This is a genomic window from Actinomycetota bacterium (genome assembly GCA_040905475.1).
Taxonomy (GTDB): domain Bacteria; phylum Actinomycetota; class AC-67; order AC-67; family AC-67; genus DATFGK01.
This window is the reverse complement of sequence record JBBDRM010000078.1, coordinates 1-16,135: the sequence shown is the minus strand read 5'-3', so window position 1 is coordinate 16,135 and position 16,135 is coordinate 1. Positions and strand designations below refer to the sequence as shown.

The 16,135-nt window shown below is 66.4% G+C and carries 20 protein-coding genes; 18 read left to right on the top strand and 2 right to left on the bottom strand.

Annotated features, from left to right (window positions below):
- The first annotated feature begins 155 nt into the window (after window positions 1–155).
- Genes WEB06_08100 through WEB06_08040 form a run of 13 tightly spaced genes read left to right on the top strand, consistent with a single transcriptional unit; the run spans window position 156 to window position 10,399 of the window.
- Complete coding sequence (locus WEB06_08100; GenBank protein MEX2555578.1) at window positions 156–437, top strand: hypothetical protein; 282 nt, start codon at window positions 156–158, stop codon at window positions 435–437.
- Window positions 438–1,079 carry a Flp pilus assembly protein CpaB gene (gene cpaB / locus WEB06_08095; protein MEX2555577.1) on the top strand — a complete coding sequence of 214 codons (642 nt, stop codon included), beginning with the start codon at window positions 438–440 and terminating at the stop codon, window positions 1,077–1,079.
- Complete coding sequence (locus tag WEB06_08090) at window positions 1,076–1,816, top strand: P-loop NTPase (protein MEX2555576.1); 741 nt, start codon at window positions 1,076–1,078, stop codon at window positions 1,814–1,816. Before cpaB ends, WEB06_08090 begins: the two co-directional genes overlap by 4 nt.
- A complete protein-coding gene (locus tag WEB06_08085; GenBank protein MEX2555575.1) occupies window positions 1,813–3,090 on the top strand; it encodes an ATPase, T2SS/T4P/T4SS family in 1,278 nt (425 codons plus the stop codon). The genes WEB06_08090 and WEB06_08085 overlap by 4 nt, the downstream gene beginning before the upstream one ends.
- Before the next feature lies 1 nt (window position 3,091).
- Window positions 3,092–3,886 carry a type II secretion system F family protein gene (locus WEB06_08080; protein ID MEX2555574.1) on the top strand — a complete coding sequence of 265 codons (795 nt, stop codon included), beginning with the start codon at window positions 3,092–3,094 and terminating at the stop codon, window positions 3,884–3,886.
- The gene (locus WEB06_08075; protein MEX2555573.1) at window positions 3,883–4,812 is read left to right on the top strand and encodes a type II secretion system F family protein; all 930 of its coding nucleotides are present in this window, start codon (window positions 3,883–3,885) and stop codon (window positions 4,810–4,812) included. The genes WEB06_08080 and WEB06_08075 overlap by 4 nt, the downstream gene beginning before the upstream one ends.
- A gap of 17 nt (window positions 4,813–4,829) precedes the next feature.
- Window positions 4,830–5,018, top strand: coding sequence for a hypothetical protein (locus WEB06_08070; GenBank protein ID MEX2555572.1), 189 nt, complete (start codon window positions 4,830–4,832; stop codon window positions 5,016–5,018).
- Window positions 5,018–5,416, top strand: a complete 399-nt coding sequence (locus WEB06_08065) for a TadE family protein (protein MEX2555571.1) — start codon at window positions 5,018–5,020, stop codon at window positions 5,414–5,416. Before WEB06_08070 ends, WEB06_08065 begins: the two co-directional genes overlap by 1 nt.
- The gene (locus WEB06_08060) at window positions 5,413–5,826 is read left to right on the top strand and encodes a TadE family protein (protein ID MEX2555570.1); all 414 of its coding nucleotides are present in this window, start codon (window positions 5,413–5,415) and stop codon (window positions 5,824–5,826) included. The genes WEB06_08065 and WEB06_08060 overlap by 4 nt, the downstream gene beginning before the upstream one ends.
- A complete protein-coding gene (locus WEB06_08055; protein MEX2555569.1) occupies window positions 5,823–6,254 on the top strand; it encodes a pilus assembly protein TadG-related protein in 432 nt (143 codons plus the stop codon). Before WEB06_08060 ends, WEB06_08055 begins: the two co-directional genes overlap by 4 nt.
- A 1-nt stretch (window position 6,255) precedes the next feature.
- Window positions 6,256–6,771, top strand: coding sequence for a hypothetical protein (locus WEB06_08050; protein ID MEX2555568.1), 516 nt, complete (start codon window positions 6,256–6,258; stop codon window positions 6,769–6,771).
- Entirely contained in the window at window positions 6,738–7,595 is an 858-nt protein-coding gene (locus tag WEB06_08045) for a hypothetical protein (GenBank protein MEX2555567.1), read from the top strand. Before WEB06_08050 ends, WEB06_08045 begins: the two co-directional genes overlap by 34 nt.
- Window positions 7,592–10,399, top strand: a complete 2,808-nt coding sequence (locus WEB06_08040; protein ID MEX2555566.1) for a BTAD domain-containing putative transcriptional regulator — start codon at window positions 7,592–7,594, stop codon at window positions 10,397–10,399. Before WEB06_08045 ends, WEB06_08040 begins: the two co-directional genes overlap by 4 nt.
- 36 nt (window positions 10,400–10,435) lie before the next feature.
- Here the strand turns inward: WEB06_08040 and WEB06_08035 are convergent, their stop codons facing one another.
- Entirely contained in the window at window positions 10,436–11,440 is a 1,005-nt protein-coding gene (locus tag WEB06_08035; GenBank protein MEX2555565.1) for a DUF4238 domain-containing protein, read from the bottom strand.
- Window positions 11,441–11,593: 153 nt separating this feature from the next.
- Window positions 11,594–12,271 (bottom strand): winged helix-turn-helix domain-containing protein, encoded by a 678-nt coding sequence (locus WEB06_08030; protein ID MEX2555564.1) that lies wholly within the window; start codon window positions 12,269–12,271, stop codon window positions 11,594–11,596.
- 296 nt (window positions 12,272–12,567) lie between these two features.
- Here WEB06_08030 and WEB06_08025 point away from each other — a divergent pair, with 296 nt between their 5' ends.
- The 5 genes from WEB06_08025 to WEB06_08005 form a co-directional block, all read left to right on the top strand.
- Complete coding sequence (locus WEB06_08025; GenBank protein MEX2555563.1) at window positions 12,568–13,266, top strand: hypothetical protein; 699 nt, start codon at window positions 12,568–12,570, stop codon at window positions 13,264–13,266.
- Between the two features lie 226 nt (window positions 13,267–13,492).
- Window positions 13,493–13,777, top strand: a complete 285-nt coding sequence (locus tag WEB06_08020; GenBank protein MEX2555562.1) for a hypothetical protein — start codon at window positions 13,493–13,495, stop codon at window positions 13,775–13,777.
- 2 nt (window positions 13,778–13,779) lie between these two features.
- Window positions 13,780–14,814, top strand: coding sequence for a conjugal transfer protein TrbL family protein (locus WEB06_08015; GenBank protein MEX2555561.1), 1,035 nt, complete (start codon window positions 13,780–13,782; stop codon window positions 14,812–14,814).
- Complete coding sequence (locus WEB06_08010; protein MEX2555560.1) at window positions 14,811–15,719, top strand: PrgI family protein; 909 nt, start codon at window positions 14,811–14,813, stop codon at window positions 15,717–15,719. Before WEB06_08015 ends, WEB06_08010 begins: the two co-directional genes overlap by 4 nt.
- The coding region (locus WEB06_08005; protein ID MEX2555559.1) for a conjugal transfer protein TraC at window positions 15,716–16,135 on the top strand (420 nt) is incomplete at its 3' end. The genes WEB06_08010 and WEB06_08005, both read left to right, overlap by 4 nt.

Genomic DNA, 16,135 nt, shown 5'->3' with positions numbered 1-16,135 from the left:
GAGAAACTTCAGGCCCCTCCGCCAAGATCGGGCCGATGTTCGCTTGTAAGGGAACTTGTAAGCGTCCGGAAAGGTTCCGGAAAGCTAACGCGCGCCCGCCGGGGTGTAGGTCTGTCCCTGGCTGGGGACGCGAGCGCGTCCAAGCCTCGGGTGAGATGGATCTACGACGAGTCGAGGCGATCGGCGTTGGCAGGCTCCGCAAGGAGTTCCACGAGCTATTGCCCCAGGTCGAGGCGGGGGTGCACTACCTGTTGCTCCGCTTCGACAAGCCGGTGGCGGCGCTCATCTCCCATGCCGACTACCTGCAGTTCTCCGAGCTGGCCCGCCGGGACGCGCTCATCAAGGCGCTGCTGCAGGGCAAGGGCTACGCCCCGGAGTCCCTGTCGATCGAGGCGTACCTGGATCTGCTGGCTCAAAACGTGAAGGAGGGAGGCTAGATGGCGACCGCCGAGGCAGTGCTTCCGAGGGCTCACTCTCGACTCCGGCGACTGGACCTGCGGGTCGCGGTAGGGCTGCTGCTCATGATGGTCGCCGTCGTCGGTGGCGCGTCGCTCATCAAGTCTGCTCAGGCTCGGATCCCGGTCCTGGTCGCAGCCGGCTCAGTCGAGCCGGGCGCAGTGATCGAGGCCTCGCAGATCCGCGTCGTTGAGGCGTCGCTGGCGGGCGGGATCGCCTACCTGCCGGCCTCGATGCAGAACTCGATCGTCGGGCGCGTCGCGACCGAGCCGTTGTGGGAAGGAAAGCTTCTGACTCCGAACTCGGTGTCGGATGCTCCGCCGCTGCCGCCGGGGACGGTGGCGATGAGTCTCCAGTTGAAACCCGACCGCGCAGCCGCAGGGAGCGTGCGCGCCGGAGATCGGGTCGCTGTGATCGCGAGCCGCGCCCCGGGTCGCGGAGATCCGCAAACGACGATCTTGTTCCCGTCGGTGACGGTGTTGGCGGTGACGCACGCGGCGCCTGAGGAAGGCGGCGGCGTGCTCGTGACGCTGCGACTTCGGCTCGAGGAGGCGCGCGCGCTCGCAGAGGCACGCACCGCAGGCGAGATAGATCTCGTGTTGCTCTCGGGAGGTCACTCGTGAGCGTGATCGCCGTCTGCTCGGGCAAGGGTTCGCCGGGGACGACGTTCGCCGCGATCAACCTGGCGGCTGCGATGGCGCGCGCGAGCGAGGAGGTCCTGCTCCTCGATCTGGATCCCGCCGGTGGCGACGTCGCTGCTTACCTCGGCTTGGACACGCGCCGCGGCATCTATCCACTCCTGCGGATGGACAACGGGATTCCGCAGCCGGGGGCGCTCCTGGCCGAAGCGGAGGACCGAGCGGGGGTGCACGTCGTGTGCGGATTCCCGGAAGCGTCGGCGCTTTCGGTGAGCGTGGATCTGCTCGCCCACTCGGTCAGGAACGCTGGCGACGATCGCCCGGTCGTGTGTGATCTGGGGCGAGTCACAGCCGGAGGCGCACGCGTAGCCGCGCGTTGCGATCTCGTGCTTCTGGTGGTCCGTCCAGATCTGGTGTCGGTTCTTGGGGCGGAACGCGCGCTGCGGCTGCTGGAGTCCGAAGGTGTCGCGCGTGACCGGGTCAGCGTTCTTTTGTCGGGTGCCGAGCGCCGGCGCCCAGCAGACCTCACGGAGGTGGGGAACGCGCTCGGTCGCGACGTGCTCGCATCCACACCGATCCATCGGCGTTCGGCCCGCAAAGCGCTGCTGTCGCAGATGCCGATCAGCAAGGGTCCCATTGCGCGCGCCTTCGACGGCCTCGCCACCGGCATCAACGCGCGCATCAACTGTGTCGATGAGCCGAAGGAGGTCGCGGTCGCGTGAAGACGGCCGAAGTCGTCGAGTCTCTGCGCCTCCGCGCGCAAGAAGAGCTGAGCGGCACGCTCTCGGATGGCGGCGGTGAGGACACCGAAGCGCGCGCGTGGGCGCTCCTTGTCGAGTTGGTCGAAGGCGAGAACAGACGTCGCGTGCTCGCCGGTTCCGAGGCGCTCTCGCCCGGGTCGCGAACCCAGATCGCGCGGGAGATGTTCGACATCTTCTTCCGCATGGGTCCGCTGCAGCGGTTGCTCGACGACGAGAACGTCGAGGAGATCGTGGTGAACGGACCCGAGCAGGGCTTCGTCGTCCGTGCCGGCGGCGAAAAGGAAACGCTCGCGTCGGGGTTCGCATCAGAGGAGGAACTGCGCGCCCTACTCAGCCGAGTCGTGGCGCGCGCCGGCCGCCGGATCGACGAGGCTTCGCCCGCCGTGGACGTGCGCCTGCCGGACGGCGCGCGACTTCACGCGATCATCCCGCCACTCGCGCGCCGAACCTGCCTCACGATCCGACGCCACCGGATGGTCGCCGAGGATCTCGATGCGCTGGTCGCCCTCGACACGTTGCCGCGTGATGCGGCAGAGTTCCTGCACGCCGCTGTAGGCGGCGGGCTCAACATCCTCGTCTCCGGTGGCACGGCGTCGGGGAAGACCACCACGCTGAACGCGCTCGGGCGCGCGATCCCCGTCGACGAGCGCATCGTCACCATCGAGGAGACGGTCGAGCTTCGGCTGGAGGACGTTCTCCCGGATTGCGTGGCGCTGGAGTCGCGCGCGGCCAACATCGAAGGTGCCGGCCGTGTCTCGATCCGCGATCTGGTTCGCCACGCTTTGCGGATGCGTCCGACCAGGATCATCGTCGGTGAGGTTCGCGGCCCCGAAGCCCTCGACATGCTCTCGGCGATGAATACGGGGCACGAGGGTTCGATGGGCACCATCCATGCGAACTCGGCGCGGCAGGCCTTGTCGAAGCTGCGCACGTACGTCTTGATGGCCGACGAGCAGGTCTCGTCCGAGATCGCCTCGGAGATGATCGCGGAGACCATCGATCTCGTCGTGCATCTTCGACTGGATCAGCGCGCCGGCCGGCGACGCGTCGTGCAGATTGCAGAGGTCGCCGGCCTCGAAGCCGGGCGCGTGCTGACCAACGACCTGTTCCGTGACGAGGACGGGAGCCTCGTGCGCACCGGTGTTCGCCCACGGTTCGCCGACCGGTTGCCCGAAGCCGCTGTCGTCGTCCCGCTCGCGCGCTTGAATGGGACCAGCGCGGAGAGGTGGAGCTGAGGTGGACGCTCTGCTGGTCTCGACCGCCTTCGGCCTCGGACTCGTCTTCGTCTACGACGCGCTCGTCCGTCCCGACGTCCATGTCGATCCGCTTCGCCGGATCCGGGATCTCGGACCGTCCAGCCTCGCCGGCATCGCCGGTGCAGCCGTTGCGTTGTTGGCTACCGGCTGGCCGGTCGCTGTCATCGCCGGCGCGGCGTTGGGCGCAGCCGTGCCGCGCGGGATCATTCGCTCGCGCGAGGAGCGCGTGCGGTCGGCGAAGCGCGAGGCGATCGCCGAACTATCGGCGCGGCTGCGCGATGCGATCCGTTCGGGAATCGGGCTGGCCGATGCGCTCGGGCAAGCCGCGTCCAACGCGCCCGAAGCGATCGCGCCGGATCTTCGGCGGCTCGTCGCGGAGGCGCGCGTATCGGGACTCGCGCATGCTGCGGGCGCCTTCGCGCACCGCATAGAGGATCCCTCCGCGGATCTCCTCGCATCCGCGCTCGAGCTGGCCGACCGGCTTGGCTCGCGCAACCTCACCGAGGTCCTCGACTCTCTGGCCGAAGCCGCAACCGCTCAAGCCGCGACGGTTCGCGAAGCGCGCGCACGGCAGACGCGCGCGCGCATGTCGGCACGGATCGTCGCCGCGGTCCCGATCCTGCTCCTGGTTGCGATCCGGCGCGCCAACCCCGCGTATCTGGAGCCGTTCGCAACGCCCGGGGGTCAGGCGGTGCTCGGCTTCGCGATCGTTCTGATCTGGTTCGGCTATCAGGCGATGAAGCGGGCGGCCAGGATCGAAGGAGGCCTGCGGTGATCGCTGCGGTCTTGTTCGGAACGCTGTTCGGCCTCGGAGCGCTCAGCGTGCTGACGGCGCAGCCGCACGGCGCGCCGCATCCGACGATCGCTGCGCGCCTCGCCGCTCTGCGTCCGAAACAGGAGCCCGATCTGCCGAAATCCGGGGAGCGCGTGTTCCGCACCGAGGTGTTCGAGCAGCTCCTGCGGCCGCACATCGAGCGAGCAGGCCAGTGGGTCGCCCGCGCGCTCACGCGCTTCGGTCTCGATCTTCACACGACCGAACAACGCTTGCGGATCACCGGAGACCGCGCGGGGCTCGCGTTGTTCTTCGGACAGAAGTTCGCCAGCGGTGTTGTCGGCTTCGCGTTTCTCCCCGCGGCGGGCACGATCGGCATCGCCCCGAGGACTCCCATGATCGTGTGGCTCGCGATGGCAGGGTTCGGGTTCATGCTCCCGGATCTTGTGCTGCGTTCGCGCGCCCAGACTGCGCGCAGGCGGCTGCGCGAGGAGTTGGTGCGACTCACCGAGATGCTCACCCTCGCCGTTTCGGCGGGACTCGGTCTCGAAGGTGCACTGGAGCAGGCCGTCACCTCGGCAGACGGTCAACTGTTCGCCGCGGTGCGACGGATGCTCCGCGATGCACAGCTTCGAGGAGAGCCGGCTTCTGTGGCGCTCGCGCGCTTGCCGGCCGAGGTCGGGCTCCCGGAGATCGAGCCGTTGTCCACCGCCATCCGGACGGCGACGGCGCAAGGCACGCCGATCACCCAAGCGCTGCGCGCGCAGGCGCGCGCGGTCCGTGAGCGGCGGCGTCTCGAGCTGATCGAAGCGGGCGAGCGAGCGCAGATCCGGATGCTGCTGCCGGTCGGCGCGCTGATCCTGCCGGCGTTCTTCGTTGTCGTGCTCTACCCCGCGGCGGTGCAACTGCTTCGGGTCACGGGACTGTGAGAAGGGAGGTGGAGTAGATGCAGGCGATCATTTCGTGGTTCCTCAGTCGGATCGCGCTCCGTGATGAGCGTGGCGAGGTCTACGTCGAGTACACGGTGCTCGGCGCGCTCGCGGTGCTCGTGATCCTGGGAGCCGTCCAGTACTTCTTCGGCGGACTCTCGTTCCTGTTCACCAAGATGGGCGACGCCGTACGAGGTATCGGGTGATGCGATTCCGAAGCGAGCGTGGCACCGCGGCGTTGGAGCTGGCGATCGTTGCTCCCGCGTTGATGTTGCTCGTGCTCGGCATCCTGCAGTTCGGTCTTTGGTACCACGCCGAACACGTGACCAAGACGGCCGCTCTGGAGGCCGCGAGAGCAGCAGCAGCCGAGGATGGGCGCGCCGGATCGGCGGAGTCACGCGCTCGTGACGTGCTCCAAGCGGGGCTCGGGAGCACGGCGCAGAACGCCACCGTCGACGTCACCATCGGATCCGAAACGGTGCGCGCGCGCGTCAACGCGTCCATGCGAGGGCTGCTTCCGATCCCGGGACTGTCGAGGCTGAGTCTCAGTGCCGATGCCACCGCCTACCGCGAACGGTTCCGTCCGGCGGGTGATGGACCATGAGAACCGTGAAGAAGGAGGACGGCACCGCGGCGGTCGAGCTGGTGCTCGTCGCGCCTGCCTTGATTCTCTTGCTCGCGGTGATCGTCGGATCTGGGCGGGTGGTCTCGACGAAGTCGGCGGTTCTGTCGGCGGCCAGAGAAGCCGCCCGAGCGGCAGCGGAGGCACCGGACGTTGGCACGGCGAGAAGCGTCGCCCTGGCGAGAGCGCGCGAAGTTGCCTCAGGCTTCGGCCTCGACCCTGCACGCCTGAGCGTGCAGCAGACCGGTTCGTTCGATCGTGGAAGTGCCTACGAGGTGCGCGTCTCGTACCGCGTCCAGCTATCGGACTTGCCGGCGTTCGGGATCCTCCCCGGCTCGTTCGCCGTCACCGCTCGCCACACCGAGCTGACCGAGAGGTACAAGTCACGATGATCCGCCGGCGTGTTCGTGACGAGCGGGGTGTGGTCGCACCCCTGGTGGCCGTCGTCCTGCTCGGCTTGCTCGCGATCACCGCGCTCGTGATCGACGGGGGCGTGCTCTTCGCGGCCCGCCGAGATCTGCAGGGTCTCGCCGATAGCGCCGCGCGAGCCGGCGCGATGTCCCTCGACGTCGCCACGCTCCGGGACGGCGGCACCGTGCGCCTCGACGCTGATAATGCACGTCAGGCCGCGCGCGACTACCTGCGAACCGCCGGCTTCGACGGTCGGGCGACCGTCTCCGCCGATACTCTCCGGGTCACCGTTGACCTGATCCAAGACAGGCCGACGGTGATGATGGGACTGCTCGGCATCCGCACCGTGCGGACCGGGGCCCACGCCGCCGCGCGACCGCGCGCGGGGATCGAAGGACCGGAGGGATGAGATGGCTGACCGAACGCGCACCCTCGTCGTCGGGGGAACACTTCTGGGCCTCATCATCGTGGGGCTCGTCGTCGGCTTCATCCTCATCGGCGGAGACGAAACACCGCCCGGCGGGAAATCGTCGCCTTCACCGACGCCGACCGACGTTCGCACACAGGCGGAGCAGGCCTACCTCCAGTACTGGGACGTCTACGCAGAATCGATGCTCAAACTCGACGCGTCACGGCTACCCGACGTCCTGGCCGAGGACGCGCTGCAGAACCATCGTCAGCAAGTGGAAGCGCAACGCACGAAGAACCAGCCGGTGCGCATCCGCGTGGAGCACGACTATCGGATCACGGTCGTCAACGAAAACGCCGTCTCCATCGAGGACAACTACCGCAACCACTCCGTACGCCTCGACCCCAAGACGATGCAGCCGGTCGAGAAGGACCCCAACGAGCGCGTTCGCACCACATACACGCTCAAGGAGGTGAATGGGATATGGAAGGTCACCCTAATCGTCGGCTTCAGGTAGTCGCCCTCTTCGTCGCGATGGCGTTGCCGATGCTCGCCCCGCTCGTCGCGCGCGCGGAAGAGGATCCCATCAAACCTCCGATCGACATCTGGGTCGACACCGACGACGACGGTGTGAACGTCGACGCGGGAACCGGGGGAACACAGCCCGGCGGCGGAGGCGGTGGCAACGGCGGAGGTGGCTCTGCATCAGGACCTCAATGCCACCTTGAAGAGCTCAAGCCCGATCAGTGGGACCAGAGCATCGAGCTTGAGTACTGGGGTCGCCGCATGCGCTACGCGCCGTACAACTTGATCTGCGACGGCGAATGGAAGGGGGTCGTCTGGATCGAGATCGTGATCGACGACGGTGGCAATCCGGTTCCGCCACCAGCCGATCCGCTCGATGTTGCGCAACGGCTTCGAGACCAGTTGCCGGTGCCGCGCGCGTCGGTGGAGATCAACCCTGATCGAGGCATCGTCGGTGTCGACTCATGGTTCTGGCTCGACGGGTACAACGGGGCGACTCTCAGGCGCAGCACCGACGCGTTCGGATGGCTCGTCGAGGTTGAGGCACGAGTCACGCACTACCAGTGGTCCTTCGGAGACGGGACCGTCGTGTCGAGCGACTCGCCGGGACGCGCTTATCCGGATCGATCGACCGTGCGGCACGTCTATGAACGGTCCTCTGCCGGACTTCCGCAGGGATATCCGGTCGACGTCTCCTTCGTCTTCGAAGTTCGTTACCGCGTCGACGGCGGCGCGTGGATCGTGCTGCCGGGAATCACTCGCACCGCGCGGGGCGAGTACCCGGTTCGGGAGTCGCAAGCGGTGATCCAGCGATGAAGCGATCCCTTGCCGGGTTCGCGCTGTTCATGTTCGTTGCCGGCGTACCGTCAGCGCTCACGTCAACGGCAGGCACCCCGCATCTTCCGACAGCGGGCTCGTTCGGGAACCTCGATAGCACCTACATGCCGCTGGAGCCGATCCTGAACGTCCTCGCCCTCCTAGCGTGGACGCTGTGGATCTACGTCGCGCTTGCCGTCGTTCTTCGAACCGTTGCCGTCATCCTCGCGAGGCGCACGGGATCGGAAGGATGGCTGCGAGTAACCGACCGCATCGCGCCCGCGCTGCTGCGCCGGTGCGTTGATCTTGCTGTCGGCGGCGCCTTCGTGGCCGCGTCGCTGTCGGTCGTCCGCGTCTCGGTCGCGCATCCGATGCCTTCCGCGGCGGCTACTGTCATGGTTACCGATGGGAACGATCGCGCGGTTGTCGAGCAGAAACCTCAGCCGAAGTCGCGATACACAGTGCGAGCAGGAGACTCGTTGTGGCGCATCGCTGAGCGCCATCTCGGCTCGGGTTTCCGCTGGAACGAGATCTACCGACTCAACAAGGGGCAGCGCTTCCACGACGGTCGGACGCTTAGCGATCCACGACTCATCCACCCCGGATGGGTACTCGAGTTGCCCGCAAAGATGGTCGGCACGCCAACCCCCGACCACAAGCGCGACGAGCCAAAGGCGACTCCGGCCCCGACCGCGACACACGTGGCATCCGAGAACGCTTCCCCTCCCGCCTCGGTTCGTACTCCGGTGGCCAGAGATTCCAACATTGCGAGCACATCGACGGAGCATCCGACGGCAACGCCCGACGACGACGTCGTCGACGTGCCCTCTCCTGGTCCGGTCGTGCATCTCCCGTCGGGAGCTGTGGTTGCTGCGTCCTTCGCGTGCGGCCTCTTGAGCGCGGAACTGCTCGCACGTCTGCGGCGCCGACGCACCCGACGGCCGCTGTCCGATGAAGATGAGATTGAGATGCCGGAACGGCTCGTTCGCGATCTCCGAGCAGGCGGAGCAACGCCCACGACGACGCCGATCGACGTTGCCTTGGACGAGGTTGCGGCCACGTGGCGAGCGCACACCGGCGAGTGGCCGCACTTCCTTGCGGCTACCGAGGGTCGACAACGGATCGAGATCCTCTTCGGTCCGAGCAAGGCTGCTCTTCCTCGACCGTCAGGCGGCCGCATGTCTCCCCAGCTCCGGTTCGAAAGAGCGGACGGCGTCATCAAGGCCGAGCTGAAGAGCCCGTTTCCGGTCCGACTCCGTCGGATCTCAACACCGATGCAGCGCGGACTTCTTGTCCCTCTTGGCCATGCCGGAGACGCGACTGCCGTGCACGTTGCGCCGGTCGGGATCGGCGTCATCTCGATTACCGGCGCGGAGTCCGAGAGGCTCGTCCGTCAGATGTTGCTCACGCATGCGACCGAGTCCGAGCCCGGTGACTTGCAGGTCGTTCTCCTTGGGGCCACCGAACTCGGCCGCACCGTGGCAGTTCCACACGTGTCGGACAACGTCGAGTGGGATGAAGCTTCCGCGATCCTCCAGAGCATCCAGGCCGAGTTCGTCAGACGCGCGCATCTCTTCCAACAGGAAGGCGTCGAGGACATCTGGGAGCATCTCGCCACGCACTCCGACGAGCAACTCCCGGCGCTCGTGCTCGTCGTCTCCGATCCGCCACCGGCGATGCGAGGCTTGATCGAGGCCATCTGTTCCCAAGCGCAGCGATTCGGCGGCGCGATCATCGCTCTTGGCTGGCGACCGGCGGGTTCTCTGAACATCACCGCGGAAAGTGATGCCCTCGACGTTGAGACGGATCTTGACGTTCCCGCAAAGCTCGCGCCGTTCATCCTCGACGAGAGCGCGATGCAGGAGGCGCTGCGCCTCGTTTCGCGCGCGGCAGAAGATGAGAGGGAGGAGGTTCCCCCGGAGCTCGATGATCCTGGCGACCACCGTTCGATCGTGCTGCCTCGAAACAGCGTTCAGCCACATGAGCTTCCCTCTCGTGCGGAGTGCCTGGCACCGACGCCGCCACCCGACGTCCCTGCCGTCCGCTGCTTCGGTTCATTCCAGGTCAGTCGTGACGGACGGGTTCGGCAGAAGGGCTGGCTGAAGAAATCTCGCGAGCTGCTCGCGTATCTCGTTGCCCATCCGGACGGCGCTCCGAAAGAGCGCATCTGCGATGAGTTGTGGCCCGGGGACGATCCGCCGCAGTACTTCCTCGACAAGGCGCTGTCGACCGTCAGGGTGCAAGTGCGCGTCGCGAACGATCCTCGGATGTACCTCGTCAAGGTCGAGGAAGCATGGCGACTCGAAGAGGGCTCCTGGTGGGTCGATGCGTTCGAGTTCGCACGTCTCGCGAAGGAAGCCGAGCGCGGCGACGTCGCCAGATCGGTCAAGAAGCTGCGGCAGGCTGTCGCGCTTTACCGGGGCAACTTCTGCGATGAGTTGTCGTATCCGTGGGCTGAACCCATTCGCGAGCGCTACCGAAGCATGTTCACGCGCGCGGCGGCGCGCCTCGCCGAGATCCTCACCGAGGTCGGCGAGAACGAAGAGGCACTCGAAGTCCTCGAGCGAGCGATCGAGGTCGACGTCTTGTGCGAAGACCTATGGCGTCGCGCGATGCTGGTGGAGTCCGCTCTCGGTCGTCGCGCCGCGGCCACCGAGCGCTACAACAAACTTCGCCAACTGCTTGCGACCGAGTTGGATGTAGAGGCGGATCCAGAAACCCAACGCATAGCACGATCCCTCGCCGCTGCAGATCCAACGAGAGTCGCGACAGGGGATGCGACAAGGTCACTGTCGGTGGGATGAATCCAAGTTGTCGATGAGACCGAACCGACATGCGAGCTAACGCTCGGCCACTTCGCTTGTCTGAAGGTCTCTCAGTGAACCGCCGCGCCGGTCGAGCTCCACAGTGTCTGGTCGGGCGTAGAGACGACGTTCGGTTATCCCGGCCAGCCGCCGGTTCCACTCGCGGACCGTTGCTTCCCCAACCCGGCGCTTGACCTCGCCCCTGGCGCTCGGTGTGAGCAGAACGATCGAATGGGTTGGATCCAGCGGCATCGTCACTTCGAATCGCTTGACCTTCACTTGCCGGGAGGCGTGATCGAAGTCGTACTCTCCGTCGAAGTAGACGGGCGTGTCTGATGTCCAGAAGAACCCGCTCTCCGCTTCCACGAGCTGCATCGTCATTCGAGCCAACAGATCGACGAGACGCGCGCCTCGTTCGAACATCTTGTTGACCAGGAACCCAGTAGGGAAATCGACCGGTACGACACCGTCTGCAAGGGAACTCTGCAGCGCTCGGATCTGCGACTTGCCGAGCCTCTGGCTGGTGACCGACTCGACTGCGTCTCGTAGAGCGCGTGGATCCGAGGCGACGGGAGCCAACTTCTTGATGATGGCTTCTTCTTCGGCTGAGCGGATCTGTTCTCGCCAGTCACCTCCCCGAACCATCTGGAGGGCGAGGAAGTTGACGAGTCCGGTGCGCACGTCCAGATCGGGAGGCCACATGCCCTCATCGATCCGCGCAAAGGCCGGCGAGACCTTTGCCTCGATGCCTCCCAGAGCCTTCTCAGCAAGGTCGGAGCGCTTCCCGTCCAGCTCGATCGTGTAGAAGTCTTGCTCGGCGGCTGCGTTCCTCACGGTGGTCAGATACCAGCGGCCCTCTTCCATGTCCACGGCCATGAGGCGTCCGTCCGCGTCGGCGAACCTCCGCAGGTAGAACTGCGGAACCTTGTGGTGCCTTCGGGCCGGCTTCGTTAGCAGTCCTGGTAGGTGGTGTCTTGGCCCTTGCCGCAATTGCCACAGGGCGGCAGCCTGTCGTCTGCATTGTCGAGGTAGACCGACCATCCGCAGTCCGTACAGCAATATCGCCCGACGCCAGGCTTCTCGCCGATGTCGTGAGTGGCCATGATTCCTCCCATCGCTCGGTACCTTGCCAGAGCCTAACCCCCGTGTGTGACAACATCTGCGCTTGAGGGCTCGGTAAGCGCAAGGGTCCGTTCAGACGCCGCGCTTGCGGAGCGCAGGTCGATCACTCAGTGGACTCTCGGGGAATACTCCATATCCGTGCCCTCTGCGGGACGCCAGGAGCAACGAGCGAGAATCAAGGTTCAGTCTTCGCCGAAGACGAAGGACAGCGAGCTGAAGCTTGCCGGGTTCTGCCCACGGCTCGCCCCACACCTCCTCCAACAAGACCGATGCCGGAACGAAACTTCCCGCGCGCGCAGCGAGGTGCGCAGCGAGGTTCAGCAGGAGAGGCGATACGGGGATGTCCCGGCCCTCGTACACCAACCGGCCTCCTGAAAGATCGACGACGAGCGGTCCGGCAGTGATGCGTCCGATCCGTTTCACGTCGCGCGCGCGGACGAGCGAAGCGATGTGGCACGCGATCTCGCGCGCACCGTCGGAGCGATGATGCGCCTCGATGCAGCCAGCGGCCAACGCCATCTGCCGCGATCTCGCGTCGTCGCTGAGGACGACGACCTCGCGGCCTTGTCGGCGAAGCTCGGGGACGAGAATGTTCGCGCCGTCTGCTTGGAGGTCGACCAGAACGAGCGCTGGCGGCACTTCGCGTAACCAGTAGAGAGCCTGACGTGGACGCGCGACCATGAGCGCTGGGAGGCCGAGGTCTTGAAGCGCCCCGACGTACTCACCGGCGATCGGGGGGTTTGGAGACACGACGAGGACGGTGCGGGAATCGGCGAGCGAACTCAGACCCTCACTGTCGCGAGGCTCAGCTGCGGGATACGGATCTGGGGCCATCCGTTTGGGCAACCTTTGAGAGCGTTCGTCCGATTATGGACCTCTCGACCACTGTTTGTGAAGTCCGGGTCGGCCAGGGTGGCGACTTCAGGAAAACTGCAGACCGGGGGGGCCTGCCCGTTTGCTCTACCGTTCGTCTACCGGTGCCGTCGACTGCCGCGCGGTAGACGAACGCCCGAGAAACGCCAGACCCACCGATCACGCTCCGTGCCATGGAGATGTTCGGTGTCATCGAGCGGGCCTTCGAGATGGAGCGTGCTTCTGGGCGACTGACGAAAGCCGTCGAGGGGTGGAGCCGCAACGGCGCACTCGGAGACGCGCGGACGCTCGAGGATCTCATCCAGCGATGTCGCGGTCCGGTTGCGGGCTCGCGCGACCAGAAGGACTCGATCCACGTGACGCTCTGCCGCAAGGCGTGTCACGAGCCGCGCGACGAGATGGCCGGCGTGGTGCTGTGTTGGTTGTTCTTGCCCGGGCTCTCGGCGCTGCTCCGCGCCTTCTCCGCGAGATCGAACGTTGACCAGGAGGACTTGTTCGCCGAACTCCTGACCGGCTTCTGGGAAGCAGCCGCGCGCGTGAAACCACACTCGAGATATGTCGCGCGGTACCTGTTGCTTGGCGCTCGGCGACGTGCGAGGCGAGCGTTGCGTCAGGCCGAACGCGCCGCATCCGCGGAAGTGAGTCATGCGGTCGATGCGAGCGCAACGACTTCGATCGAGGAGCTGTCCGATGTCAGCTTCGCGCGCGCGCTCGGCGAGGGGCTCATCGACCGGCGCCAGGTCGAGCTGCTCCTCGCGACGAGGTCGACGATCGGTGAAGTGGCCGCTCGCTACGAGCTGAGCCTTGCGGCCGCGCAGCAGGCCCGCCATCGCGCGCGGCAGCGCCTTGCCCATTGGCTGAAGGATCTCTGAAGCGCGTCTTGCATCGCATGGCGCTAAGTCGTCAACCAGTTCTGAAGTTTCTCTACCGTCGAAAACGAGCGTTTCGCTGTCAAGGTCCGGCATCGCGCCGGACCTTTTGTATGGGTGCCGGTCGTGCGGGCGGGACGCTCTCAGACGGCATGCAGAAGCAACGGCCGAAAGGAGGTTGTGCCGCAGCGCTCCCGTCCCGCCGACCGGCCCATCAGAGAGGAGAGAGATGAAGGCAACGATGATCAAGATGTTCGTGGTGCTCGCGGCCGATCCCGGTATGGATCGGATCGTACGCATCCTCGACGGCGTTCGGAACGCACTCGTCGCGGTGCTCGCGGCGCTGGCGATCGCGATGCTGACCTACGCGGGTGTTCGCTACGTGATCGCCGGCGGGGACCCGTCCGGGGTGGAGAAGGCAAAGGGCGCCGCGAAGTCTGCAGTCATCGGCCTGGCGTTGGCACTGCTGGCGCCGGTCGTGGTTGCCATCGCCAAAGGGATCATCGGAGCGTAGGCATGCGCGCGCTCCTGGTCTTCACTCTGGTGACCGCTCTCGTCGCGGCTCCGATCACGTCGGCGGCCCAGACTCCGGCGCCAGCGAGTTCTCCCACGCCGACCGTGTCGCCCAATCCGTCGCCCAGTCCCGATCTCCAGCCACCCTCGAAACCGCCGTTCTGGGACATCATCGGGCGCGTCCGCTACGCGATCAGCCAATGGTTCGCCGATCTGGTCACGGCGGCGCTTCGGCCGGTATTCGATCTGCTCGGCCGCACGGTGTTCGCGACTCCGATGCTGCCGGACAACGCGCGCGTGGGCGAGCTGTGGCGCTTCTCCCTGGGGATCGCCGACGCGATGCTGTTGCTCTTCGTGCTTGCGGGCGCAGCGATCGTGATGAGCGGAGGCGGAGGGTTCAGCTCGCAGTTGACGGCGAAGGAACTGCTCCCACGGCTGCTTCTCGCTGCGGGAGCAGCCAACGTGAGCCTGTTGCTGCTCGGACAGATGATTAACCTATCCAACGCGTTGTCGCGCGCGATGCTCGGCGCGGCATTCGATCCCGCCGACGCGTCGGATCGGATGAGCACCATGCTGGCCTCCGCGGCGCTGGGCAATCCGTTCCTGGCGCTGTTCGCACTCGCCGTCGTTGTGCTCGCCATCCTCGTGGTGATCTCCTACGTCATCCGGATCGCGGCGCTCGTGATCCTTGCGACCGGCGCGCCGCTGATGCTTGTGGGACACGCGCTGCCTCAGAGCGAAGGTCTCGCGCGGAGCTGGTGGCGAGCGACCCTTGCCCTGCTTGCCGCTCCCGTTCTCCAGTCGCTCCTTCTCGCGTCCGCGTTCAGAGTCTTCTTGAGCGGCGACGGCGTGTTGGGATTGCCGATCGGCAGCGGTCTGATCGATCTGCTCGTCGTCGGATGCTTGCTCTACCTGCTCTACAAGATCCCCTTCTGGGCCTTGAACCTCGCGTTGGCCGGAAGCGGGTCGCGCGCGTGGTCTCAGGCCAAGCGAACAGGCAAGGCTGCGGTGTCGGCGGCGGCGAAGGCGGCGGCGTGAAGGTCAGGGTTCCAGCCGACGTCGACATGGCCGACCGCGTGCTCGCGGGCTTGACCGCGCGGCAGGTTGCGATCCTGGGCGCGCACGCGCTGGTCCTCTGGGGACTGTGGGTCGTGGCGGGCAGATTCATCCCCGCGTTCGTCTTCGGTGTGATCGCCGTGCCGATCACAACGATTGGATTCGTCTGGGCCACGGTCAAGGTCGAAGGAACGAGTCTTGAGGGGCTTGCGGCCGCCGCACTCAAGCATCTCAGGACACCGCGGCGGCGGGCTCTGGCGCCCGAGGGGATCGCCGGCCTGCCGTCCTGGGCACCAGGGGTGGCGGTGCCATTGGTTCCCTTGGAACTACCGATGGATTGCCCCGATGAGACCGGCGCGATCGCTCTGGGCTCGGAAGGACATGTGGTTGTCTGCCGCGCGTCGTCGATCAACTTTGCCTTGCGATCCGAGACCGAGCAGCGTGCGCTCGTTGAGGCGTTCGGACGACTCCTCAACGCGTTGGATGCACCGATCCAGATCCTCATCCGCTCCGACAGAGCGAATCTCGGTGCCGTCGTAGCAGACATCGAGGATCGCGCGGTGGGACTTCCTCACGCCGCGCTCGAGCAGGCAGCACGAGCGCACGTGGAGTTCCTCCGATCCCTTGGTGCGCGGCGGGACGTTCTGGCACGTCAGGTCCTGATCTGTTTCCGTGAACCCTCGCCGGAGGCCGGAGCGACCGCGGCTCCTCGTCTCGAACATCGCATCGAGGAGGCCGCGACGCTTCTTCGCGGATTTGGCATCCGCCTGAGCAGACTCGAAGAGACCGAAGCGACGTACATGTTGGCGCGCGCGTGCGATCCCGAATCGCCGCAAGGGGCCTCGGCGGCCGCGCGTTTCAGCGGTGTCGTGGAGGCGGCTCGATGAGGGTCTTCAAGCGACCTCGCAGCGCGCCAAGAACGACCCCGCCGCGAGGGTTGCTCGGACCCGATGCCGTCGAGGTTCTGCCGCGGCGCCTGCACGCTGGGGGCACGTGGTGCGAGACGTTCGCGGTGACCGGCTATCCGCGTGAGGTCGGGCCCGGCTGGCTCGCGCCGCTCGCGTCCTATCCCGGGGCGATCGACGTATCGGTGCACGTCGGTCCGATGCCGAACGACGAAGCGGCGCGACATCTCCGGCGCCAGCTCGCTCGGCTCGAGTCGACCCGCCGGATCGAAGCCAAACGTGATCGCCTCGCAGATCCAGAGCTGGAGGCCGCAGCCGAAGACGCGGCTGAGATCGGCGCGGCGATCGCGCGCGGCGAGGGACGCCTGTTCCGCGTCGGGTTGTACGTAACCGTACGC

Bases quoted from the DNA above. Each gene is read 5' to 3' on its own strand.
- WEB06_08100 (MEX2555578.1), top strand. From the start codon at position 156: ATGGATCTACGACGAGTCGAGGCGATCGGCGTTGGCAGGCTCCGCAAG.
- cpaB (MEX2555577.1), top strand. From the start codon at position 438: ATGGCGACCGCCGAGGCAGTGCTTCCGAGGGCTCACTCTCGACTCCGG.
- WEB06_08070 (MEX2555572.1), top strand. From the start codon at position 4,830: ATGCAGGCGATCATTTCGTGGTTCCTCAGTCGGATCGCGCTCCGTGAT.
- WEB06_08065 (MEX2555571.1), top strand. From the start codon at position 5,018: ATGCGATTCCGAAGCGAGCGTGGCACCGCGGCGTTGGAGCTGGCGATC.
- WEB06_08060 (MEX2555570.1), top strand. From the start codon at position 5,413: ATGAGAACCGTGAAGAAGGAGGACGGCACCGCGGCGGTCGAGCTGGTG.
- WEB06_08055 (MEX2555569.1), top strand. From the start codon at position 5,823: ATGATCCGCCGGCGTGTTCGTGACGAGCGGGGTGTGGTCGCACCCCTG.
- WEB06_08050 (MEX2555568.1), top strand. From the start codon at position 6,256: ATGGCTGACCGAACGCGCACCCTCGTCGTCGGGGGAACACTTCTGGGC.
- WEB06_08045 (MEX2555567.1), top strand. From the start codon at position 6,738: ATGGAAGGTCACCCTAATCGTCGGCTTCAGGTAGTCGCCCTCTTCGTC.
- WEB06_08040 (MEX2555566.1), top strand. From the start codon at position 7,592: ATGAAGCGATCCCTTGCCGGGTTCGCGCTGTTCATGTTCGTTGCCGGC.
- WEB06_08035 (MEX2555565.1), bottom strand. From the start codon at position 11,440: ATGGTCGGTCTACCTCGACAATGCAGACGACAGGCTGCCGCCCTGTGG.
- WEB06_08025 (MEX2555563.1), top strand. From the start codon at position 12,568: ATGGAGATGTTCGGTGTCATCGAGCGGGCCTTCGAGATGGAGCGTGCT.
- WEB06_08020 (MEX2555562.1), top strand. From the start codon at position 13,493: ATGAAGGCAACGATGATCAAGATGTTCGTGGTGCTCGCGGCCGATCCC.
- WEB06_08015 (MEX2555561.1), top strand. From the start codon at position 13,780: ATGCGCGCGCTCCTGGTCTTCACTCTGGTGACCGCTCTCGTCGCGGCT.